Raw genomic sequence first — 23,703 nt, forward strand, 5'->3', positions numbered from 1 at the left:
GCTGCTCATTCTGCGAGCTGCCCGCCGGCAGGAGGAGGAGTGCGCCGCAGGGCCTCGTCATTGCTGATCCGGGTGGGCTGGCATCGCGCCGCTTCTGTTTCACTCGAGGTCGGCGATCGTCTTTCACATGGTTCCAGGCGGACGGGATCGCACTACCCGATCGGGTTGTGTCCCAGCAGGACGCGCCCCGTGAAGCGGGTTTGTTTGGGCCTGGGCAGGGGATGGAATTGGCAGCCGAGGATGTCGCGGTAGAGGCGTTCGAGGTCGCAGGTGCGGGAGTAGCCGGCGCCGCCGGTGGTTTCGATGGCCAGGCGCACAGTGGTGATGAGGGCTTCGGCGGCGACTGTTTTGCGGCTGAGGGCTCGGGCGGCATAGGCGTCGGTGTTGGGGAAGGTGAGGTCGGCGGCGTCGGTGAACATGGCGGTGACGAGGTCGTCGGCGGTGGTGTGGGCGTTGAGCATCTCGCCCGCTGTTTGCAGGGTGTGGTCGTCGGCGCGCCCGCGCAGCAGGTGGGCGGTGAGGGCGACCGCTGTGTCGGCGATGCCGAGGTAGGCGGCCAGGATCAGGGGAAGAGCGGCGCCCATCACGACATTCAGCACGGTGGGCCACGCACCGGCGGGCCGGATCAGTGACACGGCCGCCTCGGGCACGAATACGTCGTCGAGCACCACGGTGTGCGATCCGCTGGCCCGCAAACCCAAAGTGTCCCAGGTTTTCTCGATCCGAACACCGGCTGCCGACATGGGGATCGCACAGTGCAGCACCTGATTCCCTTCGAGGCGGACACTGGTGACGAGCACGTCACCCACCTCGCATCCGCTCGCGGGCGCTTTGCGCGCACTCACCCGGTATCCGCCGTCCACCGGCACGGCCATTCCGTTGGAATCCACCCAGTCCGAGGCGCCGGTGCTGATGAGAATCGCCCCACCGACGACCTTCGTGAACACCCCGGAGGCGTCGATACCGTGCTTGTGCCGCCACACCTGGGCGGCGACCAGATGCGAATGCATCGCGAACGCCACCGCCGTCGACGGATCGTGGGCGCCGAGCTCACGCAGCACGGCCCCCATTTCGGTATGTGTGGCCCCGCCGCCCCCGAATTCGGTCGGCACGAGCGCGGCCGAGAGCCCGGAGGAGCGCAGCAGGTCGAAGGCGGCGACGGAGATCTCGCCGGTGCGGTCGCGCTCGGCGACCTCGGTGCGCAGGGTTTCACCGATCGTGCGGGCCAGGGCGACCCGGTCGGTTGCGGAAGTAATCGTGGAAGTCATGTTTCGAAAGGTAGGGACGGGCGCGATAACCGGATAGTCCAGGAAGTGGACTCCCCCGATCCAGTATCTGGACCCCGTCGGCGAGGTGATGATGACGAGCACAACCCCCAGCTACGCCCAGTACTGCCCCATTTCGCGTGCCCTCGACGTGCTCGGTGAACGCTGGTCGCTGCTCATCGCCCGCGACCTGTTCCTGGGCACCACCCGATTCAACGATCTGGCCCGCGGCTTGCCCGGCCTGTCGCGCAGCCTGCTGGCCAAACGGCTGCGCCAGTTCGAACGCGCGGGTCTGGTCGACAAGCTCGGCACCGAGTACGTGCTTACCGAGGCGGGTCGGGATCTGGAACCGATCCTGTTCGGCCTCGGCGAGTGGGGTGCGCGCTGGACCTTCGGCGAACCGCGCCACGGCGAGCGCGACGCGGCCCTGCTCGTGTGGTGGATGCACAACCGTCTCGACACCACGCAGCTGCCGGGTCGCCGTCAGGTGCTCGCGGTCCGGTTCACCGACGATCCGCGCCGGTTCTGGATCGTGGTCGAGGGCGGTGCGGCGTCGGTGTGCGAGACGGATCCGGGGTACCCGGTCGATGTCACAATCAGCGCCGACGTGGCGGGTTTGTACGAGGTGTGGCTCGGTCGGTTGCCGCTGGCACACGCCCAGCACACCGGACGGGTGCGGTTCATCGGCCCGCACGCGGTAACCCGACGGATGCCCGATGTACTGCGATTGAGCCCGGTCGCCGGGTACGTGCGCGCGACCGCCCAGCAGGCCCGAGCCTCCTGAAACCGGACTTATTACGCAAATCCGAACAAAACGTGTCTGTTATCACTCCGTGGCCCATCGTGTTGGCAACGGCCGTGACCACAACGTTATTGTTCGAGTCATGGTACGTACCGGAGCAGAGCAGACAGAACCGGACGAACCGAATGTTCCTCTCCCCCAGCAGCATCCGGCACGTCTCGAACTAGTCGGCGATACCGACACCCCCGAACCCGCGGCATCGGCGGACGACGGGTTCCCTCGCCTCGGCGACACCAGCTTCCTCACCGGCGCGGCCAAGCACCGCCTCGCCGCGTTCATCCACACCAAGCTCGCCGAACTCGAGGAACTGCCCTGACCCGGATTAAGCTGGGCGCGCCGTAGATCAGCGGCGACCACGCGGGCGAGGAGGGCTGCGGTGAGCGAGGCGGTCGTGCTACCCGAACGGGTCCGCACCGAACTACGCCGCGGCGTACGCAGCGTCCTGATCGACACCGCCGCACTGCGGCTCGTCGGTGAACGTTTCGACGACGACCAAGCGGGCGCGCTACGCCGTTATCTCGAGGCGTCGCAGTCGGCCAACACCTTGCGCGCGTACCGCACCGACTGGATCGCGTGGGCGGGCTGGTGCGCCGGCGAACACCGTCAGGCGCTGCCCGCCGACCCCCTGGACGTGGCGGTGTATCTGGCCGCGGCCGCCGACGCCCGCCGCGACAACGGCACGTGGGCGTTCAGCCCCGCCACCCTCGACCGCAAATCCGCCGCTATCGCCGCCGTGCACGCGGCCAACGGGTTACCGTCCCCGACCAGGTCCGACGTCGTGCGCCTCACCCTGCGTGGCATCCGGCGCACCCGCCGCACCCCACCGACCCGCAAACGCCCGGTCCTGCTGCACACCCTCGAACAGCTCCTCGCCGAACTCCCCGCCCCCGGCTGGCCGACCGAACCGGCCCGCCGCCGCGACGCCCTCGCCCTGCTGGTGGGTTTCGCCGGTGCCCTGCGGCGCAGCGAACTGGCCGCCCTGCGCATCGGCGATGTTCAGGTACGCACCGATCACCACACCGGTGAACCACTGCTGATCGTGCACCTGCCGACCACCAAAACCGACCCGACCGGCGCGAGCGAACAGCGTGTCGCCCTGCCACGCGGCAAACACCCGCACACCTGCCCCGTCTGCGCCTTCGCCGACTGGGTACAGCTCCTCGAAAACCATTCCAGCACAGCAGCTCTCCGTGCTTGGGTCACCGCGAACCCGATCACCGACACCACCATCCACCGCTGCCACGGCTTCACCGGAACCACCCTGAGCAGCGACCCCCACCGCCCCTTGTTCCCCACTGTCAACCGGCACGGCACCATCTCCCCCACCGCCCTGTCCGGCCGTGCCGTCGCCGAACTGGTCAAACGCTACGCCGCCCGCGCCGGCCTCGACCCCGACCTGTTCTCCGGCCACTCCCTACGCGCCGGTTTCGCCACCCAAGCCGCCCTCGGCGGCGCCAGCGACCGCGAAATCATGCGCCAGGGCCGCTGGTCCAACCCCCGCACCGTCCACGGCTACATCCGCACCGCCAACCCCCTCGAAGACAACGCGGTCACCAAACTCGGCCTCTGACACGCGGCGGTACCGGATTCACGGGTCGTGTTCTCCTCGATCGTGCCGTGGTGCCCGCCGTCGGGTACTTCGGTTCGCGTGACGCATCGGAGCCGCTCACGACAACGGCGGGGTCTTCGTCATCGTGCGGCGGTGGCACCCGCGGCGAGTATGGCAAGGAGATCGGCAGGGATCGGCATGGGTGTGAAGGGACCGACATCGGACCTACCGTTGTTGCCGAGCGGCGCGCGGCCGGTCGCGGACGCGATGCCGCCGAACGCGAGTCGGAGCACCTGGCCGACGACTTCATGACGGTCGCGGCAGCGGATGGCGAGTCGGAGCATCTCCCAATGTGCGCGAGTGTGCGGCCACGCCCACTCCTGCGAAAGGATGTGTGCCCGTTCGAGCGCGTGCCACATCTCGTCGACATCATTGGTCAGGCGGGCGCGGTCCAGTTCGGCTTCGAACGCGGATCGGACGCCGGCGGGCATGGGGGACATGGGACCTCCTGGGTTGTCGTGTCTCCCCACAGCGTTGCAGGGGATGCCGGTGCCCGCTTGAACAAAGCTGCTACGGGCAACCGAGCTCGTCGACCAACCGCAGCTGCCCGTATTGGGTCGGGGCCGCGCCGAACATGCTGTGACAGACGCGGTTCAGATGGGCGCTGTCGGCGAAGCCTGCACCGTGTGCCGCCTCGGTGAGGGTCCGTCCCGCGGCGAAGAGCCGCATCGCGTGCTGCATCCGAAGCCAACGCACGTACGCCCGGAACGGAAGGCCCACCTCCGCCGAGAACAGGTGTGCCAGTCGGCTCTCCGACAACCCCACCCGCTGGGCGAGATCACCGAGCCGAATAGGGCCGTCGGCGAGCAGCGCGGGCAAGTCGGCCAAGGAATGGCGAACTGCCGGGTGCCAGGCGCTCCGGTCGGGCTCGACCGCGCCGGCGACAAGGGCCGCCATACCCATCGGGCCGGAGCTGAACATCGCCCCGTGACGCACCCAGACATCGACCGTATCCCCGGGTTCAGGGCACAGCATGGTCGCCACCGCCGCTTCGGGCGCCAGATGGATCAAGGTGGCCGAGGCAGTGCCCTCGACCACTCGGTGACTGGTGTTCGGGGGAATCACCGCCGCCCGGCAGCTCGCCGTAGCTCCCTGTGCGTCACCGATACAGAACGCGGAGTCGCTCTTCATGATCTGAATCGTGTGGTGCGCATGAAGCGCCGTGGTTCCGAACTCGCCCGTCAGTACCATCAGCCCGGGCCGCAGCAGCATTGTCCCGGTCCAACCGGTCGCGCCGGTCACGTGTTCTGCCCGGGAGCGGCCCGCCGGGCTGGGCCACCGACCGCGCGGTGCGTCGAAGACTGCATGGTTGAAGTATCGCAATGCCGCCCACCCGGCGGTCCCGAGTGCGCCCCGTCGTGGCCGACGAGCACCACCCTGTCCAACCCCATCGCCTCGAGCCAGGCGACCAGGTATCGCGCATGGTCGTCGAAGCTGTAGTCGATCGCCGGCTTCCCCGACTCGCCCATGCCGATCAGGTCCGGGGCGAGCAGCCGCCCTGCCCCGACTCACCCAGAACGGTGGGCAAACCCCTCAACGCCTGGTATGCAACGAGAAGTACTCCGACTGCCGCGGTGGCTGGGCGGCGGTGGCCAGGATTCGTGCCACGTCGTCGATGCCGTCGCGCAATGGCGCCACGGTCACGCGCACCGCCTGCGGCTGACCCGCCTCCTCACCCACCATGAACGGACCACCCGGCGCCACCCGAATACCGTTGGCCGCCAGGTGAACCAGCGCGGAGCGTTCATCTGCCACCGGCACCCAGGCGTTGAGCCCGTCCCCCTCGGCGACCGCCACTCCGTGCTTGCTCAGAGCGTCCGTGAGCGCGCGTCGCCGATCGGTGTAATCCGTCCGCGCTTGCGACACAGTGCGATTCGCGGTGTCGTCACGCAGGAGTTCGTACAGCAGACGTTGCAGGATGCGCGGTGTCCAGCCGGGGCCGAGCATGCGGGTGGCGACGATGCGGTCGATCACCTCCTCGGGGCCCGAGAGGGCGGCGATGCGCAGGTCGGGGCCGTGGGATTTGGAGAAGCTCCGCACGTGCAGCACCTGGTCGGGCAACCAGCGGCCGAGGCTGATGTCGGGGGCGGCGACGATCGCACCGGAATGGTCGTCCTCGACGACCATGCACCGATGCTCGCTGCGACCCAGAATCTTGGCGAGTGCCTCGGCGCGCTCGGCGGTCATGGACGCACCGGTCGGATTCTGGGCGCGTGGCTGCAGGACGGCGGCGGCGGGTGCGAGGGCGAGGGCACGTGCCAATTCGTCCGGCAGCACACCGTTTTCATCCATCGCCACCGGGACGGCCCGCACACCGATGGTGTCGAGGTAGTCGAGGAAATGCGGGAAGGTCGGGTTCTCGACGATCACCCGATCACCGAAGCGCACCACCGCGGCCAGGCTGCGCGCCACCGCATCCATCGCCCCGTCGACGACAGTCAACCCACCCGACCCCGTCGGCCAGTCGGCCTGCAGCAGCCGACCGAGCTCGGGAACCACCGGTGGCTGGTGATAGTCGGTGCTCTCCGCACGCGAAGCAACCTGTGCGAGAAGCGATCCGATCTCGGGGAGCAGGGCCGGATCGGGCGTGCCGAGCGAGAGGTCCAGGCGCGCGGACTCGGCCCCACCGGTCATCCCACCCGCCCGCGTCGGGGCAGCGCGCGGCACCCCGGTGACGAAGGTTCCGCTGCGCCCCTTGGAAACAACCAGCCCGGCCTGAGCCAGCGCCCGCCACCCGTGGCTCACGGTCGCCGGACTCACTCCTAGCTGCGCGGACAGTTCGCGCACCGTGGGGAGCCGATCACCCGGTCGCAGCTCGCCACTGGTGATGAGCCGGGCGATCGCCCCGGCGATCCCGGCGGGCGTCGGATCATCGATCCGGATCTTCTTGTCCACTTTTCCCTCGCCGTCGGCCCCTCGAGATTTACACTTCCCGGCATTGGGTGAAACATTCAAGAAATGTTTAGTGCTGACGATAACATAACCCAAATCCTAGGCAGGAGATCGACCGGTGACGATCATCAAAGCAGCCATCACACAGGCCACCTGGACCGGCGACAAAGAATCGATGCTCGCCAAACATGAGAAGTTCGTCGAGCAGGCAGCCGCCGAAGGCGTTCAGGTGATCTGCTTCCAGGAACTGTTCTACGGGCCGTATTTCGGCAATGTGCAGGACAAGAAGTACTACGAATACGCCGAATCGGTACCGGGCCCCACCACCGAACGGTTCGCCGCCCTGGCACGCGAACACAACATCGTGATCGTGCTGCCGGTATACGAGGAAGACCAGCCCGGTGTCCTCTACAACACCGCCGCTGTCATCGACGCCGACGGCACCTACCTGGGTAAATACCGCAAGCACCACATCCCCCACCTGCCAAGCTTCTGGGAGAAGTTCTACTTCCGCCCCGGAAACCTCGGCTACCCGGTGTTCGACACCGCCGTCGGCAAGATCGGCGTCTACATCTGCTACGACCGCCACTTCCCCGAAGGCTGGCGCGCCCTGGGCCTGGCAGGCGCCGAACTCGTCTTCAACCCCTCGGCGACCAAACCCGGCCTGTCCAACCGGCTCTGGGAACTCGAACAGCCGGCCGCGGCGGCCGCCAATCAGTACTTCATCGCCGCCAACAACCGGATCGGCACCGAGAGCGACGAATTCGGCGATGACGCGGTGACCTTCTACGGCAGCTCCTACTTCGTCGACCCGCGCGGCAATTTCGTCGGCGAGGTCGCTTCCACCGGCACCGAGGAACTGGTGATCCGCGAGATCGACCTCGACGTGGTGCGCGAGGTGCGTGGCGACTGGCAGTTCTACCGCGACCGCCGCCCCGACTCCTACTCCTCGATCGTGGCGCCCTGAGCCGGAAAGGATCACCGTGGCAACAACATTGATCATCGGCGGCACCGTCGTCTCGGCGACCGGGCGTGGTGCGGCCGATGTGCTCATCGACGGTGAACGCATCGTCGCCCTGCTCGAACCCGGCAGCACCGTCCTCGGCGCGAATCTGACGGAAACGGTCGACCGCGTGATCGACGCGACCGGCAAGTACGTCATCCCCGGCGGCATCGACGCCCACACGCACATGTCGATGCCCTTCGGCGGTACCACCGCCGCCGACACCTTCGAAACCGGCACCCGCGCCGCCGCCTGGGGCGGGACGACCACCATCATCGACTTCGCCGTCCAGAAATTCGGGGAGCGAGTCCAGGACAGCCTGCAGACCTGGCACGACATGGCCGCGGGCGAATGCGCGATCGACTACTCGTTCCATCAGATCATCGGCGACGTCAACGACGAATCCCTGCGCGCCATGCGCGAACTCCCCGGCGAGGGCATCAGCAGCTTCAAACTGTTCATGGCCTACCCCGGCGTGTTCTACAGCGACGACGCCCAGATCCTGCGCGCCATGCAGACCGGCGCCGATACCGGCCTGCTCACCATGATGCACGCCGAGAACGGGCCGGCGATCGACGTACTCGTCGGCCAGCTGCTCGCCCAGGGCAAGACCGACCCCTACTACCACGGCATCGCCCGCGCCTGGGAACTCGAGGAAGAAGCCACTCACCGGGCGATCATGCTCGCCAAACTCACCGGCGCGCCGCTGTACGTGGTGCACGTGTCGGCCAAGCAAGCCGTCGCCCAGCTCGCCGCCGCCCGCGATCGCGGTCAGAACGTCTTCGGTGAAACCTGCCCGCAGTACCTGTACCTGTCGTTGGAGGACCAGCTGGGCGCGCCGGGTTTCGAGGGCGCCAAATGGGTGTGCTCCACGCCGCTGCGTTCCAAGCACGACCACCACCAGGACGAAGCGTGGCAGGCGTTGCGCACCAACGACCTGCAGATGGTGTCCACCGACCACTGCCCCTTCTGCATGAAGGGGCAGAAGGACATGGGCATCGGTGATTTCTCCAAGATCCCCAACGGCATCGGCTCTGTCGAACACCGCATGGACCTCATGTACCAGGGTGTGGTCGACGGCAAGATCAGCCTCGAACGCTGGGTGGAGATCACCGCGACCACCCCCGCGCGGATGTTCGGTCTCTACGGCCGTAAGGGCGTCCTGGCCCCCGGCGCCGACGCCGACGTGGTGATCTACGACCCCAACGGCCACACCTCCATCGGCGTCGACGCCACCCACCACATGAATATGGACCACTCCGCCTGGGAGGGCTACGAGATCGACGGCCACGTCGACACCGTGCTCTCGCGAGGCAAGGTCGTCGTCGACGACAACACCTACCTCGGCCGCAAAGGCGACGGACGTTTCGTCCGCCGCGACCCCTGTCAATACCTCATCTAGGGAGCCACCATGCAATTCGGAGCGGTCCTGCAGTGCGACCCGCCTGCGGCGCGCACGGTGCACCTGGCCAAACTCGCCGAAGCACACGGCTTCAGCCACCTGTGGACCTTCGACTCCCACATCCTGTGGCAGGAACCGTACGTGCTCTACAGCCAGATCCTCAACGAGACCAAACGCATCACCGTCGGCCCGATGGTCACCAACCCCGCCACCCGCGATTGGACAGTCACCGCCTCCACCTACGCCACCCTCAACGAGGCCTACGGCAACCGCACCATCTGCGGCATCGGCCGCGGCGACTCGGCGGTCCGGGTCGGCGGCGGCAAACCGACCACCCTGGCGACCCTGCGCGAATCCATCCGCGTCGTCAAGGAACTCGCCAACTCCCGCCCGGTCGAGGTCGACGGACGCGTGCTGCAATTCCCGTGGAGCACGGGCTCGACCCTCGACGTGTGGGTCGCGGCCTACGGGCCCAAAGCTCTCCAGCTCACCGGTGAGGTAGCCGACGGGTTCATCCTCCAGCTCGCCGACCTCGACATCGCCGAATGGATGATCCGCACCGTCAAGGACGCGGCCGCCGCCGCGGGGCGCGACCCCGACGCGGTCAAGATCTGTGTCGCCGCACCCATGTACATCGGCACCGACTGGACGCACATGCGTGACCAATGCCGCTGGTTCGGCGGCATGGTCGGCAACCACGTCGCCGACATCGTCACCCGCTACGGCGAATCCGGTTCCGTCCCACCGGCATTGACCGACTACATCGCCGGTCGCGAAGGCTACGACTACAACCAGCACGGCCGCGCGGGCAACACCCACGCCGCCTTCGTCACCGACGACATCGTCGACCGGTTCTGTGTCCTGGGCACACCCGAGGACCACCTGAAGAAGCTGCAGCGCCTCGCCGAACTCGGTGTCGACCAGTTCGCGGGCTATCTCCAACACGACAACAAGGAGGAGACCATGCGCGTCTACGGCGAAACCGTCATCCCCGGCATGACCAAACACATCACCGCGATGAAGGCGGCATCATGACCGCCGCCGACACCGCGACCGACCTCGACGCCCTGGCCTACCGGCTCGACCGCGACCACGTCTTCCACTCCTGGTCCGCCCAGGCCGCGCTGCAACCACTCGTCATCGCGGGCGGACGCGGCTGCACGCTCTGGGACCACGCCGGCCGCGAATACCTCGACTTGTCCAGCCAGCTCGTCAATGTCAACATCGGCCACCAGCACCCGGCCGTCACCCGAGCGATCGCCGAGCAGGCAGCCCAACTCGCCACCATCTCCCCCGCCACCGCCAACCTCGCCAGAGGACAAGCGGCACAGCGCATCTCAGCGCTCGCACCGGACGGCTTCGACAAGGTGTTCTTCACCAACGGCGGCGCCGACGCCATCGAGAACGCCATCCGGATGGCCCGCCTGCACACCGGCCGCGACAAGGTGCTCTCCACCTACCGCTCCTACCACGGCAACACCGGCGCCGCCGTCGTCGCCACCGGCGACTGGCGGCGCGTACCCAACGAATTCGCCCGCGGGCACGTCCACTTCTTCGGCCCCTACCTGTACCGCAGCGAATTCTGGTCCGCGACAGCCGAACAGGAATGCGAACGCGCACTGCACCACCTGGAACGGGTGATCCAGTGCGAAGGCCCCGCCTCCATCGCGGCCATTCTGCTAGAGAGCGTCCCCGGTACCGCCGGTGTGCTCATCCCACCACCGGGCTACCTCGCTGGTGTGCGTGAGCTCGCCGACCGCTACGGCATCCTGCTCATCCTCGACGAAGTGATGGCAGGCTTCGGCCGCACCGGCGCCTGGTTCGCGTTCTCCCGCCACGATGTCGTCCCCGATCTCATCACCTTCGCCAAGGGCGTGAACTCCGGTTACGTCCCCGTCGGCGGCGTCATCATCTCCGACCCCGTGGCACGCACCTTCGACGACACCGTGTTCCCCGGCGGCCTCACCTACAGCGGTCACCCGCTGGCCGCCGCCTCCATCGTCGCCGCACTCGACGCCATGGAATCCGAAGGCATCGTCGCCAACGCCGAGCGCGTCGGACGCGAAACCCTCGGCCCCGCACTACGAGCCCTCGCCGACGACTTCCCCGTCATCGGTGAGGTACGCGGTGAAGGCGTGTTCTGGGCACTCGAACTCGTCACCGACCCACACACCCGAACCCCCGTCCCCGCCGCGACCATGGGCAAGCTCAAAACCGGTCTGCTCGAACGCGGCGTGCTCCCGTTCATCGCCGACAACCGCCTGCACGTGGTGCCGCCCTGCGTCATCACCGACGCCGAGGCCACGGCGGGCGTCGCCGCGATTCGTGACGTACTCGCCGGACTCTGAAGACAAGGAAACGACCATGACACAGATTCTCGAGCACTGGATCGACGGCAAGGCCTGGCCGGGCGAATCCACCCGCACCGCACCGGTTTTCGACCCCGCCCTCGGCACACCCCAACGTGAGGTGCGCATGGCGACCGCCACCGACGTCGGCACCGCCGTCGCCGCGGCCGCCGCCGCCCTGCCCCAGTGGCGCGACAGTTCGATCGCCACCCGCAGCAGGTTCCTGCTCACCTTCCGGGAACTGCTCAACGCCCGCAAAGACGACCTCGCCCAGATCCTCACCGCCGAACACGGCAAAGTCCTCAGCGACGCGGGCGGGGAGATCGCCCGGGGACTCGAAGTCGTCGAATTCGCCCTCGCCATGCCACAACTGCTCAAAGGCGAGTTCAGCCAGAACGTCTCTACCGACGTCGACGTGTACTCGGTGCGCGAACCGGTCGGGGTGGTCGGGATCATCAGCCCGTTCAACTTCCCCGCCATGGTTCCGCTCTGGTTCTTCCCGATCGCCATCGCCGCGGGCAACACCGTCGTCCTCAAACCGAGCGAGAAGGACCCCTCGGCCGCCAACTGGCTCGCCGAACTCGCCGCCGAAGCGGGCCTGCCCGCGGGCGTCCTCAACGTGGTCCACGGCGACAAGGAAGCCGTCGACGCCCTGCTCGTCCACCCGGACGTCGCCGCGATCTCCTTCGTCGGCTCCACCCCGATCGCGCGCTACGTCTATCAGACCGCCGCCGCCAACGACAAACGGGTACAGGCACTCGGCGGGGCCAAGAACCACATGCTCGTGCTGCCCGACGCCGACCTCGACCTCGCCGCGGACGCCGCCGTCAACGCGGGCTTCGGCTCGGCGGGCGAACGCTGCATGGCGGTGAGCGCGCTGCTCGCCGTCGACAGCATCGCCGACGAACTCGTCGCCAAGATCGCCGAACGCATGGGCAAACTACGCACCGGCGACGGCCGCCGAGGCTGCGACATGGGACCGCTCATCACCCGGGAACACCGCGACAAGGTGGCCGGCTACCTCGACGTGGCCGCCACCGACGGCGCCACCATCGTCGTCGACGGCCGCGAAACCAGCATCGACGGTGCGGCCGAAGGGTTCTGGCTCGGCCCGACCCTGATCGACAACGTCCCGACCAGCTCCGCCGTGTACCAGGACGAGATCTTCGGGCCTGTCCTCTCCGTCGTCCGGGTGAACGGTTTCGAGGAGGGCATCGAACTCATCAACAGCTCCCCCTACGGCAACGGGGTCGCGATCTTCACCAACGACGGTGGGGCCGCACGGCAATTCCAGCGCCGGGTCACCGTCGGCATGATCGGCATCAACGTCCCCATCCCGGTGCCCGTCGCCTACCACAGCTTCGGCGGCCACAAAGCGTCGATCTTCGGTGACGCGAAAGCCTACGGACCGCAGGGCTTCTCGTTCTTCACCCAGGAGAAGGCGATCACGTCGCGCTGGCTCGATCCGAGCCACGGCGGCATCAACCTCGGGTTCCCCCAGCACAGTTAGCAGTAGAAGTAGAGAGATAATGCGATGACAGAAACACAGGTCCACGCGCCCGAGGGCGCGGGACGACACTCGCAGCTGGTCAACGACGACTTGGCGCCCACTACCAAGGAGACGGCGACCTGGCGCACCTGGGACCTGTTCTGTCTCTGGATGACCTCGGCCCACAGCATCGCCAGCTACGGCTTCGCCGTCGGCATGCTCGCCCTCGGCATGACCGGCTGGCAGACCATGCTCGCCCTGTTCGCCGGTGTGCTGATGCTGTGGCTCGGGAGCAACCTCGTCGGTGTCGCGGGTCAGAAGGTCGGGGTCCCGTTCCCGGTCTTCGCCCGCGCCACCTTCGGCGTGTTCGGCGCCAACATCCCCGCCCTGCTCCGCGCGCTCGTCGCGATCTTCTGGTACGGCATCCAGACCTATCTGGCCTCCACCGCGGTGATCGTGCTGATCCTGCGGGTGTCGCCAGGTCTCGAGTCGTGGACGAAACCCAGCTTCCTCGGACTGTCCGCGCTCGGCTGGATCGCGTTCCTCGTGCTGTGGACCGTGCAGCTCATGATCATCAGCTACGGCATGGAGATCGTGCGTAAGGCCTCCGACTTCGCCGGACCGGTCGTGTGGATCGGCATGATCGCCCTCGCCGTGTGGATCATGAGCGAAGCCGACTGGAGCATCGACCTCAATGCCCGTGCGGGTGAAGCACTCTCGAGCGGACAGACGGTGTCGGCGTTCATCGGGGTCGCGTTCCTGATGGTCGCGTTCATGGCCGGACCGCTGGTGAACTACGCCGACTTCGCCCGATTCTCACCCAGTCAGAAGGCCATCCGGCGCGGCAACGCCTGGGGCATACCCTTCAACGAGACCGCGTTCGTCGTCATCTCGATCATCATTTCGCTCGCCACTCTGAAGGTGTACGGGGAAGTTCTGTCCGACCCGGTCGAGCTCGTCGCCCACATCGACAACGATGCGATCGTCATCATCTCGGCCGTGCTGTTCGCCATCGCGACCGTCGGCATCAACGTGGTGCTGAACTTCGTCTCCCCCGCCTACGACATCTCCAATGCCGCACCGAAGTACATCTCGTTCCGCACCGGCGGCATCATCACCGCCGTCCTGTCGATCGTCGTACTGCCCTGGAAGCTGTGGGCCAACCAGGACTTCATCGTCTACTTCCTCGGCGGTGTCGGTGCTCTGATGGGGCCGGTGTTCGGCATCCTGGTCGTCGACTACTACCTGGTTCGCAAACAGCGCACCGACGTGCCCGAGCTCTATTCCGGCGCGACCGACGGCACCTACTTCTACACCCGCGGATTCAACCCGCGAGCGCTCGTCGCACTGCTTATCGCGGGTGCGGTCAGCGTCGTCGTGGCTCTTGTCCCCGATTCCGCCTCGCTCACGGCGTTGTCGTGGCCCGTCGGCGCGGCACTCGGTGCGGCCGTCATGTACGGCCTGAGCCGCAAACCTGCGCAGGTCTGAACCCGCGACTGTGCCCCGGCGACAACGACTGTCGCCGGGGCACAGTCGTCAGACGATCCGGTCGAGCCGGAAGATCCGGAACTCACGCCCGCCGGCGAGCTGATATTCCATCTCGTAACCAGGCCAGAACTCCACGACCTGATCCCACACCCGCTTTCGTTCCATCCCGGTGATCTCCGTGACCGACACCGGAAACGCCGTACTGCCGTTGAACCGCACCGATGCCGTGCGCGCGGCACGCAGGTTCGCCGACCAGGCCGGATGTTCGGGCTTGCCCCAGTTGGAACCGACGAGGAAGAAGCCGTCGCCGTCGGGCACACACAGCAGCGAGGTCGTGCGCGGCACACCGGACTTGCGGCCGACCACGGTCACCTCGATCGACGGCAGGCCGGCCAGATCGAGGACACCCCAACGCCCACCGGAGAACCGGCGAAGCAACCGTTCGGCGGGCAACACGACACTCGCCCCCCGCATCACCCAGGCTTGTGCTCCGAACACGCGCGCCACACGGGGCAAGGGATTCCACACCATCCCCGAATCCTGGCTCGAGCGCGCTGGATTAACGAACCCACAGGGGTGTGCTTGAGAGGCATTTCACTCCCCCGTCCTTGCTAGTGGTTTGTTCGTGGGCACATGTATCGGAGGTGAGTTGTGGGTTGGAAAGACTGGGCTGACATAGTTAGATGCGCATATCTGCGTAACCGAATGTAATAAATGGACGTTCGCCTTACTGCCGCAATTCCCGGACTACCGCTCGTCGATGCCGCACACTGGACTCTCCTCCCCCTCCCATTCCAGCCGCCAGGAGTGCCATGCCCTCCCCCAGTCGCCGCAGGATCCTCGCCACGATCGCCGTTGTCTTCGCCGCGCTCGCGGGAAGCACCTCCCCCACTACCGCCCGACCACCGGCATCCACCCAGTTGGCACCGATGAGCCCCGACTTCCTCTGGGGTGTAGCCGCTTCCGGGTTCCAGGCCGAAGGCGACGCACCGGACAGCAACTGGCGCCGCTACGCGGAGTCCGGCAGCACCGAGCATCCGTACCTGAACTCGGTCGACTTCCGCCAGCGGTTCCGATCGGACATCGCGCTCGCGGCCGACCTCGGCGTGCGCGTGTACCGCATCGGCGTCGAGTGGGCGCGGGTACAGCCTCGCCCCGGCGTCTGGGACGAGGCAGGTCTCGGGTTCTACGACGAGGTCGTCGGCGCGATCGCCGCGGCGGGCATGCGACCGATGCTCACCCTCGATCACTGGGTCTATCCCGGCTGGGTAGCGGATCGTGGCGGCTGGCGCGACCCGCACATCGTGGCCGACTGGCTGACCAATGCGCGAAGCATCGTCGACCGCTTCGCCCACACGGACCCGCTGTGGGTGACGTTCAACGAGCCGATGGTGTATCTGGCCAACGAACTACGCCACGGCGGGCTCTCCCCCGCCGACGCACCGACTATGGTCGACCGAATCGCACAGGCCCACAACAGCATCCACGAGTACATCCACGCCGTGCAGCCGGGTGCCATGGTCACCAGCAATGTCGCCCACCTGCCGGCCGTCGACGACGCGGTCAACGGCCCGCTGCTGGATCGCATCTCGGCGCGCCTGGACTACATCGGAATCGACTACTACTACAGCTTCTCCCCCGCCGAACCGCGCATCCCCGACCCCGGCAAACTCTGGACCATGCCCCTGCACCCCGAGGGCATCTACTACGTTCTCGAGCACTACGCCCGCAAGTTCCCCGGCCGCCCGCTCTACATCGTCGAGAACGGGATGCCCACCGAGAACGGGCTGCCACGCCCCGACGGCTACACCCGCGCCGATTCGCTGCGCGACACCGTGTACTGGCTGCAGCGCGCCGTGGCCGACGGCATCCCGCTGCTCGGCTACAACTACTGGAGCCTCACCGACAATTACGAATGGGGTTCCTACACACCACGATTCGGCCTTTACACCGTCGATGTGCTGACCGACCCCACACTCACCCGCAAGCCGACCGACGCTGTCGCGGCCTACCGGGAGATCACCGCCGCGGGCGGCGTCGGCGACGACTATCGGCCCACGCGAGCGCCTGCGCCCTGTTCGGTGGTGAACGGGGTGGCCAGTTGCACCGATCCGGTGACAGTCCCTCGGTAACAGTTCGATACCGGATCGTGTGCTTTACACTCAGGCGGTGTCGAGCGCAACGTCACGACCAGCCCGCGCCGTGAGCGGCAGACAAGCCCGGTGGCAGCCGCACAACGACAGCCGCCGGGAACGGATCGTGCAGGCGGCGATCGAATTGATCGAACAGGCGCCGCCGGGTGTCGAGGTGCCGATCGTCCAGATCGCCGAACACGCCGGGCTCGCGAAATCCGTTGTGTACCGGCAGTTCGCGGGCCGCGACGAACTCGACCGGCGCATCCGCAGCGATATCACCGACCGGTTCGTCGGCGATATCGAAGACGCGCTCGACATCGGCGACGGTTCCATCCACCAGATCCTCGTTCGCACGGTCGATGCCGTCGTCACGTGGGTCACCGAGCATCCACGACTGCACGAATTCCTGCGCACCGGGCCGTCGGAGGCCGATCCGGACGTCGACGCCATGAGTTCACTCATCGCGACACTCGCCGCCTCGACCCGCGCGCTGGTCACCGGCCTTGCCGGGGTGGTCGGCGTGGCCGACGACGGCTCGGCCGACGCAATGACCTTCGCGATCGTCTCGATGACCGAGGCGACGGTCACCCGCTGGGCCAACGACCCCGCCCCGGTCCTGTCGAGACAGCAGCTGATCGAGGAGGTCGCCTCCTATGCCTGGCACGTGGTCGACGGCGTCGCCCGGCGCCACGGGCTCACCCTCGACGCCGAACAACCCCTCACCACGGTCATCACCCAGCTGATGACCAACGGCGACTGAGGGCGGCTCACGCAGCCCTGCGGGCACTCCGCTCCGGCTCGCTGCGGTACCGCGACAGCGGCCCGTCGATGCCGAGCGCCTTCCACACCTGCTTGGCGATCGGGTTCATCATGCCCAGATCGTCGGCCAGCTTCCGTACGTCGGCGAAGTAGCCCGCCAGGACGTGCTGCGAGTGCTCGGACTTCCAGAACGCCTCCCGGATGACCTCACGCGGGATGTCGAACTGCGTGGCGAACGAACGGGGCGGAGCCATGATCTCCCCGGCCAGCCAGCGCATCGCGATCGGGAACGCCACCGAACACACACCACGGTTGAACTTGCCCATCCGCCCGATGTGCGCGGCGAGGAAGTCATGGGCGAAGGAGATGTGGCGCGCTTCCTCGGCGATGTGGATCTCCATGGTGCGCACCACCATCGGCGGCAGGTTCGCGCCCGCCCGCAGCATGGCCTTCTGATAGTGGTCGATCGGTTCCTCGCCGCCGAGGATGCCGATGAACAGGATCGTGTGCGCGTAGCCGCCCGCCACGCCGATGAACGGCGAGAGTGCCTTGAACAAGGGCCGCATGCCCGGCACATCCACACCGATGCGGTTCACCAGTTCCTGGAACATCTGGATGTGGTTGCACTCTTCGGTCATCTCGTGCAAGCAGTACCGGAACTCGGGAGAGCCGTTCGGCAGCTTCATGATGTACTGCATCATCCCGCGGATCAGGATGCTCTCGAATGCGGCGCCGACCCTGATCGCGTTCGCGGTGCGCCACTTGCCGATCTCGATCTGCCGCTCCAGCGGCTGCTCGCGATACCACTGCGTGGCACCGAGCGGATCGTATTCGGACGACAACACCCAGCGCGGGTCGTTCGGGTCGAGAGCCAGCTCAGGCGAATCCCAGTCGATATCGAGGTAGGGATCGAAATGCCGGTCGACGGACCCTTGAGACAGGGTCGCCAGGGCATCGCGGTATTCCTCGCTGATGAGTCCGCCACGGCTCGATTCGGTCAGCGTCATCGGTGCCTCCTCGGTTCGCGTCGATGCGCACGGCAGTGTCAACCGTCACATCGTCGAACTCAGAGTAACTGAGACTTAAGGTCCCACACAACCCCCGTGTGCGGCGCGTCCGAATCGAGAGCGATGACTATTCGACCAGCAGAACAACCAGTTGACGGGCCAGTTCCGCATCTGCGGGGCCGCCGCGCCAGATCAGCGGGCGACGGGGATCGAGGCGGTCCAGCGCATCGGGCAGGGAGCTGAACACGCGCTCGGCGCGGACCACGCACACCTGGGGCATGTCCTCCGACACGGCGGGTCCGCCGTCCACCTCCAGGGCGAGCGAACCGGTCGAGGCATCTCCGGCGACAGCATCGCGGACCACCGCGTCGCCGCTGCTCGCCGCACCGGATCCGTGCACCACGGCATGCCCGGGCGCACCGGCCCAATGGTCGAGCCACGCCGGACCCGGCTCGACGGCGGCGAGTACGGTGCGCACGCTCATTCCGTAGAGCACAGCGGCCACGGCGGTGGGCAGGCCCGTGGTGTCGACCAGCCGCACCAGCGAACCCTGCTCGCGCAGCCGTTCGACGAAGCGGGCGAGTACGGCGGCGCGTTCGGCCGGGTCGGCGTCGGCCGGGCGACCCGCCGAGCGACGAACCGTCACCCGTCGCGCGTCGTCGGGTAGGTCCAGCAGCCCGTCGCGGACGCGGCGCAAGATCTCCTCGCGAGAATTCACTCGGGCACTCCCCGTTCGGCGGCGGTACCGGTGGGCCCGCCGTTCACACATCTCTCACCCCACATACCGCAGGAATCACCTCCTTCGCTACCGTACCGACCGGTCCCTCTGGAGTAGCGATGGCGCCACGTGGGGAAAGTCATGCCGATCAGCCGACCGGGGGTGAGCCCGCCGTCTCGCGGCGCGCCTCGGCTGCCTCCTCGGCGGCCCGGTTCACCTCGGCGGCCAGCGTGGTGCCACCGACCTCCCAGGCCATGGCGAGCAGGCGTTCCCGGAAGCGGGTCAGGTCGACGCCGAGGTCCTCGCCGGCGTAGCCGCCCGACGCGTCGCGGACCGCGCCGACCACCTCGTCGGCGAGCGCGGCCATGCGTGAGCGGATCATGGTGCGCAGTTCGCCGCTGAGCGGGATGTCGATACCTACGTCGTAGAGCACGAGGGCGCCCTTGAGCATCGGGCGATCCGGCACGTACCACCGCTCACCGCGGCGCTCCAGATAACCGACGGCGATCAGTTCGGTCAGCACGTCCGAGCCGCGGTCGCCGAGCAGGGCGGCGAGTTCGGCGTCGTCGATCTCCGCGCTGCGTTGCGCGGCCTGGGCCGAACGCGGGTCGAACAGCGTGCGCCAATCGCCGCTGGTCGGTTCGGCGTCGAAGACCTCACGGATGGCGTCGAGCCGCAGCCCGCGGCCCTGCATGGCGACGATGTCGCGCAATCGGTCCAGATGCTCGTCGGAATACACCACTTCCTTGCCTGCGCGCCCGGGCTTGGGTAGGACGCCGAGCGAGTGGTAATAGCGGATCGTGCGCGCCGCGACGCCGCTGGCGTCGGCGAGTTCCGCGCGGGTGTATCGAGGCACGCGACCAGCATAGGGGCCGAGCCCCGGGCGGACTTTGACAGTGCTGGCTGTCGGCGTTAGCGTTACCGGCGTCACTGTCGACACCATCGAGGAGCTCTTCTATGTCCGAGCGAACCACCGACTTCGACGTCTTGATCGTCGGTTCCGGATTCGGCGGCAGTGTCACCGCGCTGCGACTGGTGGAGAAGGGCTACAAGGTCGGCGTGCTGGAGGCGGGCCGCCGCTTCGCCGACGACGAACTGCCGAAAACCAGCTGGGACCTGCGTAAATTCGTGTGGGCACCCAAGCTCGGTTGCTATGGCATCCAGCGCATCCACCCGCTGCGCGACGTGCTCATCCTCGGCGGTGCCGGTGTCGGCGGTGGTTCGCTGAACTACGCCAATACCCTCTACGTTCCGCCGGAGCCGTTCTTCCAGGACGCGCAGTGGCGCGACATCACCGACTGGCGAGCCGAGCTCACTCCGTACTACGAGCGCGCCAAGAAGATGCTCGGCGTGGTGCAGAACCCGCACATGACGCCCGCCGACGAGATCTTCAAGGCCGTCGCCGAGGACATGGGCGTGGGTGACACCTTCGTCCAGACGCCGGTCGGTGTCTTCTTCGGTGAGCCGGGCAAGACCGTCGCCGATCCGTACTTCGGCGGGGCAGGCCCCGAGCGCACCGGCTGCATCGAATGCGGTGACTGCATGGTGGGCTGCAAGTTCGGCGCCAAGAACACGCTGGTGAAGAACTACCTCTACCTCGCGGAAAAGGCGGGCGCGCAGGTCATCCCGATGACCACCGTGTCGGCACTGCGTCCGCTGCCCGACGGCACGTGGGACGTGGCCACCGAGCGCACCGGCGCCTGGGTGCGCAAGAACCCCAAGACCTACACCGCCAAGCAGGTGGTGCTCGCCGCGGGCACGCTCGGCACCCAGAAGCTGCTGCACGCGATGCGCGACGAGGGCGCGCTGCCCAAGATCTCCGATCGGCTCGGCCTGCTCACCCGCACCAACTCCGAGTCCATCGTCGGCGCGGCCACCAAGACGCTCGCGCCCGGCCAGGACTTCACCAAGGGTGTCGCGATCACGTCCTCGATCCACCCCACTCCCGACACCCATGTCGAACCGGTCCGCTACGGCAAGGGCTCCAACTCGATGGGCATGCTGCAGACCCTGATGGTCGACGGCGGCGGGCGCGTGCCGAGGTGGCTGCGGTTCCTGTGGCTGGTGATCACCCATCCGCTCACCTTCTTCGGGTTCATGAGCGTGCGGAACTGGAGCGAGCGCACCATCATCTCGCTGGTCATGCAGCACCTGGACAACTCCATCACCACCTACACCAAGCGCGGGCTGTTCGGGCGCAAGCTCACGTCCAAACAGGGCCACGGGCAACCGAATCCGACGTGGATCCCCGCGGGCAACGAGGTGACCCGCCGCGTGGCGGACAAGATCGGCGGCGTCGCCGGCGGCACCTGGGGCGATGTGTTCAATGTGCCGATGACGGCGCACTTCCTGGGTGGTGCGGCGATCGGGGCCGACCCGCAGCACGGCGTGATCGACGCCTACCACCGTGTGTTCGGCTACCCGACGCTCAGCGTTGTCGACGGTGCGGCCGTCTCGGCCAATCTCGGGGTGAACCCGTCGCTGACGATCACCGCGCAGGCCGAGCGCGCGGCCGCCTACTGGCCCAACAAGGGTGAGGTCGACACCCGGCCCGAGCAGGACGCGGGATACCGACGGATCGAACCGGTCGCACCGAAGCAGCCGGTGGTCCCCGCGGGCGCGCCCGCCGCGCTGGTCTTGCCGATCGTCGAGATCCGCAACCCGGAGAAGACCGCGGGCTGACGACCGGAACATGGCCCCGGACAAGCGGTTTCGCACCGCAGGTCCGGGGTCTTGTTCGTTCAGAGGGCGTTGATGCGCGCCAACGCCTCGAACGCCAGATCGGCCGCCTGCCACAGCGCGGCGACCTCAGTCCGGATCGTGGGCGCCAGCGCGGGGTCCTGCAGGGCGAGTCCGTTGCTGAAGATCACCACGTTCGCACCGAGGTCGGCGGCGATGAGCATCTGCTCGGTGGCCACGCCCGCGCCGAACAGCTGATCGAGGCCCTCCCCCACGAAATAGAACCGCCACAGCGGCCCGAGGTCGGCACCGTAGACGGCTTTGGTCCGTTCGACGATCACGTCGCCGACCGAGGCGATGCCTGCGACGATCTTGAAATAGTCCGGTGCGTGCTCGGGACGACTCCCGACGGCGGCCACCGAATACGTCAGGTCGACGGTCAGGTGCGCGTTGTATCCGGCCATCGCCGTGCGTGCCCGCGAGGCGCCGCAGTCCTTGGCCAGGGCGAAATAGTGTGCCCACTGCGGTTCGACGACGCCGCCGGAGAATTCGGCGTGCAGATTGTCGAGGAAGCGACGCAGCAGTTCGAGACTGATCGAGTGCGCGTATTCGCGGTCGAGGAAGGCCGCCGGATCACGTTGCATCGGCATCACGGCGGTGGATTCCACGCCGTCGAGGCCGATCGCGAACAGCCCACGCAGGTCCCGGTGCTCGACAAGGATCTCGGTGATTCGGTGGTGCCGGTCGACGGCGTCCTCCAGCCGGGCCAGGGTATCGCCGCCTGCGATCTCGGAAGTGTCCGAGAGCCGGGCGATCTCGCCGATATCGGCCGGCGAGAGGGTTGATCCGCACGCGGTGTCGGTTACCGCGCCGGCCGGTCCCGCGACCAACCCGGGCAGAGCCATGATCCCGACCGCGACAGCCGCGACTATTCCACTCCCGATACGCATCCTGCGATTCCACCACCTCCCGCCCCGATCCGCTGTGCGACGCACCCGGATCGACAGGCTCGCCGAGGCGGGCAGGTGCCAAGGAGATCCGAGCGGAACCGGCTGAACAGCAGGCCGTTCGGTGGCGGGTTAGCTGCGGCAGCCCACGTGTTGGAGGGCCGTCAGATCAGGCGGATGCTCGCGATCATCTTCTTGGCGTCGTCGGCGGACAGTTCGCCGGTGGTGCCCCGGTCGACCAGGATCGCCATGACCATCGGCAGACCCGCCGCCTTCTCGAAGGCAAAGGTGTACACCGAGTACGTGGTCGTGGTGCAGCCCGGTCGCGCCGGTGTCCACGAACCCGAGCTCTCGACGAACTGTCCGGCCAAGCCGCTCTTGGTGGTGAGCGAAGTGGGGGCGGTGATCTTGCCACCTGTCGAATCGGAGTAGCCGCCCTCGGCCGCGATCCTGGCCGCGGTGGTCGCGGCCTCAGGCAGTGTGTTCTCCGTACTGAGGGCGATCCCCGCGAGTCCTCGATAGGCCGAACCGGGGCAGTAGTTCTCGCCTTCGTAGGCCTTTCCGGTACCCGCGAACATTCCGCTCAGACCGAGGATCACCACCGAGTCCGACTCCGAGGCGATCTGCCAACTCGGCGGGACGTCGTAAGCGATGCGCTCGTCAGCGAGCAGCACACCCTGCCAACCCGGCGTCACCGGTGCGGTGCTGGTGCCCGTGGGCGGCGCAGTCTGCGTGGTGGTCGTCGGCGCGGCAACCGCCGCCTCGTCGTCGCCACCGGTTCCGATCACCACCGCGGTCACGATCACCACGGCCAGCACCAGCACCACGGCCCCGATCCCGATCAGCAGACCGGCATTACCCTTGCGCGGCGGCTGCGGCGCATACCCATAGGTCTGTCCGTGATGCGGAAACGGCAGAGACATGCTCGGACCGAGCCCCTGTTGCGGAATTCCTTGCTGCGAGTCGGGAATTCCGTACCCACCCGGCTGCCCATAACCCTGTGGCGCCCCAGGGTAGCCGTCCAGCCCAGGCTGCGGGCCTGGCATTGCTCCGTAGAGCACAGGCTGCGGGAATGCCCCGGACCCCTGCTGTCCGGATGCCTGCGGGGAGGCCTCCGATCCCTGCGGCGTACCGGGCTGTGGAAACGCACCCGACCCCTG

23 protein-coding genes are annotated in these 23,703 nt (G+C 67.4%); 12 read left to right on the plus strand and 11 right to left on the minus strand.

The features are described 5' to 3' along the window. Positions 1-152: 152 nt before the first annotated feature. Positions 153-1,268, minus strand: coding sequence for an acyl-CoA dehydrogenase family protein (locus HYG95_RS00350; RefSeq protein ID WP_181695999.1), 1,116 nt, complete (start codon positions 1,266-1,268; stop codon positions 153-155). 91 nt (positions 1,269-1,359) lie between these two features. On the opposite strand from HYG95_RS00350, the gene HYG95_RS00355 reads away from it, so the two are divergent. From HYG95_RS00355 to HYG95_RS00365, 3 genes are all read left to right on the plus strand, one after another. After that, on the plus strand, positions 1,360-2,049 hold the full coding sequence (locus HYG95_RS00355; RefSeq protein WP_181696000.1) for a winged helix-turn-helix transcriptional regulator: 690 nt from the start codon (positions 1,360-1,362) through the stop codon (positions 2,047-2,049). A gap of 100 nt (positions 2,050-2,149) precedes the next feature. Beyond that, positions 2,150-2,383, plus strand: a complete 234-nt coding sequence (locus HYG95_RS00360) for a hypothetical protein (protein ID WP_067638311.1) — start codon at positions 2,150-2,152, stop codon at positions 2,381-2,383. 60 nt (positions 2,384-2,443) lie between these two features. Continuing rightward, entirely contained in the window at positions 2,444-3,637 is a 1,194-nt protein-coding gene (locus HYG95_RS00365; RefSeq protein WP_181696001.1) for a site-specific integrase, read from the plus strand. A 119-nt stretch (positions 3,638-3,756) separates the two neighbouring features. Here HYG95_RS00365 and HYG95_RS00370 read toward each other — a convergent pair whose 3' ends face one another. The 4 genes from HYG95_RS00370 to HYG95_RS00380 form a co-directional block, all read right to left on the minus strand. Further along, positions 3,757-4,116: a DUF3703 domain-containing protein gene (locus tag HYG95_RS00370; RefSeq protein WP_181696002.1), complete on the minus strand. Its 360-nt coding sequence runs from the start codon at positions 4,114-4,116 to the stop codon at positions 3,757-3,759. Positions 4,117-4,186: 70 nt separating this feature from the next. Next, positions 4,187-4,807 carry a helix-turn-helix transcriptional regulator gene (locus HYG95_RS00375; RefSeq protein WP_181696003.1) on the minus strand — a complete coding sequence of 207 codons (621 nt, stop codon included), beginning with the start codon at positions 4,805-4,807 and terminating at the stop codon, positions 4,187-4,189. A gap of 107 nt (positions 4,808-4,914) precedes the next feature. Next, positions 4,915-5,169: an alpha/beta fold hydrolase gene (locus tag HYG95_RS25065; protein WP_370465659.1), complete on the minus strand. Its 255-nt coding sequence runs from the start codon at positions 5,167-5,169 to the stop codon at positions 4,915-4,917. 40 nt (positions 5,170-5,209) lie between these two features. Next, positions 5,210-6,571, minus strand: a complete 1,362-nt coding sequence (locus HYG95_RS00380) for an aminotransferase class I/II-fold pyridoxal phosphate-dependent enzyme (RefSeq protein ID WP_181696004.1) — start codon at positions 6,569-6,571, stop codon at positions 5,210-5,212. Between the two features lie 121 nt (positions 6,572-6,692). Here HYG95_RS00380 and HYG95_RS00385 point away from each other — a divergent pair, with 121 nt between their 5' ends. Genes HYG95_RS00385 through HYG95_RS00410 form a run of 6 tightly spaced genes read left to right on the plus strand, consistent with a single transcriptional unit; the run spans position 6,693 to position 14,298 of the window. After that, positions 6,693-7,535, plus strand: a complete 843-nt coding sequence (locus HYG95_RS00385; RefSeq protein WP_174550327.1) for a nitrilase-related carbon-nitrogen hydrolase — start codon at positions 6,693-6,695, stop codon at positions 7,533-7,535. A 16-nt stretch (positions 7,536-7,551) separates the two neighbouring features. Beyond that, the gene (hydA, locus tag HYG95_RS00390; RefSeq protein ID WP_181696005.1) at positions 7,552-8,973 is read left to right on the plus strand and encodes a dihydropyrimidinase; all 1,422 of its coding nucleotides are present in this window, start codon (positions 7,552-7,554) and stop codon (positions 8,971-8,973) included. Positions 8,974-8,982: 9 nt separating this feature from the next. Next, on the plus strand, positions 8,983-10,008 hold the full coding sequence (locus HYG95_RS00395) for a TIGR03842 family LLM class F420-dependent oxidoreductase (RefSeq protein ID WP_181696006.1): 1,026 nt from the start codon (positions 8,983-8,985) through the stop codon (positions 10,006-10,008). Next, positions 10,005-11,321, plus strand: a complete 1,317-nt coding sequence (locus tag HYG95_RS00400; RefSeq protein WP_181696007.1) for an aspartate aminotransferase family protein — start codon at positions 10,005-10,007, stop codon at positions 11,319-11,321. Before HYG95_RS00395 ends, HYG95_RS00400 begins: the two co-directional genes overlap by 4 nt. A gap of 16 nt (positions 11,322-11,337) precedes the next feature. Next, positions 11,338-12,831 (plus strand): CoA-acylating methylmalonate-semialdehyde dehydrogenase, encoded by a 1,494-nt coding sequence (locus HYG95_RS00405; protein ID WP_181696008.1) that lies wholly within the window; start codon positions 11,338-11,340, stop codon positions 12,829-12,831. Between the two features lie 24 nt (positions 12,832-12,855). After that, positions 12,856-14,298: an NCS1 family nucleobase:cation symporter-1 gene (locus tag HYG95_RS00410; RefSeq protein ID WP_181696009.1), complete on the plus strand. Its 1,443-nt coding sequence runs from the start codon at positions 12,856-12,858 to the stop codon at positions 14,296-14,298. Positions 14,299-14,346: 48 nt separating this feature from the next. On the opposite strand, the gene HYG95_RS00415 is transcribed toward HYG95_RS00410, so the two are convergent. Further along, on the minus strand, positions 14,347-14,829 hold the full coding sequence (locus HYG95_RS00415; protein ID WP_255494915.1) for a nitroreductase family deazaflavin-dependent oxidoreductase: 483 nt from the start codon (positions 14,827-14,829) through the stop codon (positions 14,347-14,349). 281 nt (positions 14,830-15,110) lie between these two features. Here HYG95_RS00415 and HYG95_RS00420 point away from each other — a divergent pair, with 281 nt between their 5' ends. Both HYG95_RS00420 and HYG95_RS00425 read left to right on the plus strand, forming a co-directional pair. Continuing rightward, on the plus strand, positions 15,111-16,430 hold the full coding sequence (locus tag HYG95_RS00420; protein WP_181696010.1) for a family 1 glycosylhydrolase: 1,320 nt from the start codon (positions 15,111-15,113) through the stop codon (positions 16,428-16,430). Between the two features lie 37 nt (positions 16,431-16,467). Further along, positions 16,468-17,193 carry a TetR/AcrR family transcriptional regulator gene (locus HYG95_RS00425; protein WP_067638282.1) on the plus strand — a complete coding sequence of 242 codons (726 nt, stop codon included), beginning with the start codon at positions 16,468-16,470 and terminating at the stop codon, positions 17,191-17,193. 7 nt (positions 17,194-17,200) lie between these two features. Here HYG95_RS00425 and HYG95_RS00430 read toward each other — a convergent pair whose 3' ends face one another. From HYG95_RS00430 to HYG95_RS00440, 3 genes are all read right to left on the minus strand, one after another. Then, positions 17,201-18,199: a diiron oxygenase gene (locus HYG95_RS00430; RefSeq protein ID WP_181696011.1), complete on the minus strand. Its 999-nt coding sequence runs from the start codon at positions 18,197-18,199 to the stop codon at positions 17,201-17,203. 127 nt (positions 18,200-18,326) lie between these two features. Further along, positions 18,327-18,917 (minus strand): hypothetical protein, encoded by a 591-nt coding sequence (locus HYG95_RS00435; RefSeq protein WP_181696012.1) that lies wholly within the window; start codon positions 18,915-18,917, stop codon positions 18,327-18,329. Positions 18,918-19,065: 148 nt separating this feature from the next. Continuing rightward, positions 19,066-19,773 (minus strand): MerR family transcriptional regulator, encoded by a 708-nt coding sequence (locus tag HYG95_RS00440; RefSeq protein WP_181696013.1) that lies wholly within the window; start codon positions 19,771-19,773, stop codon positions 19,066-19,068. Between the two features lie 101 nt (positions 19,774-19,874). Here HYG95_RS00440 and HYG95_RS00445 point away from each other — a divergent pair, with 101 nt between their 5' ends. After that, the gene (locus HYG95_RS00445; protein WP_181696014.1) at positions 19,875-21,599 is read left to right on the plus strand and encodes a GMC oxidoreductase; all 1,725 of its coding nucleotides are present in this window, start codon (positions 19,875-19,877) and stop codon (positions 21,597-21,599) included. 59 nt (positions 21,600-21,658) lie between these two features. On the opposite strand, the gene HYG95_RS00450 is transcribed toward HYG95_RS00445, so the two are convergent. Both HYG95_RS00450 and HYG95_RS00455 read right to left on the minus strand, forming a co-directional pair. Further along, positions 21,659-22,546: a DUF5995 family protein gene (locus HYG95_RS00450; RefSeq protein WP_181696015.1), complete on the minus strand. Its 888-nt coding sequence runs from the start codon at positions 22,544-22,546 to the stop codon at positions 21,659-21,661. Positions 22,547-22,707: 161 nt separating this feature from the next. Beyond that, on the minus strand, positions 22,708-23,466 hold the full coding sequence (locus tag HYG95_RS00455; RefSeq protein ID WP_181696016.1) for a hypothetical protein: 759 nt from the start codon (positions 23,464-23,466) through the stop codon (positions 22,708-22,710). Positions 23,467-23,703 lie beyond the last annotated feature (237 nt).

Origin of the sequence: Nocardia sp. GTS18 (assembly GCF_013839555.1) — a bacterium.
GTDB lineage: Bacteria > Actinomycetota > Actinomycetes > Mycobacteriales > Mycobacteriaceae > Nocardia > Nocardia rosealba.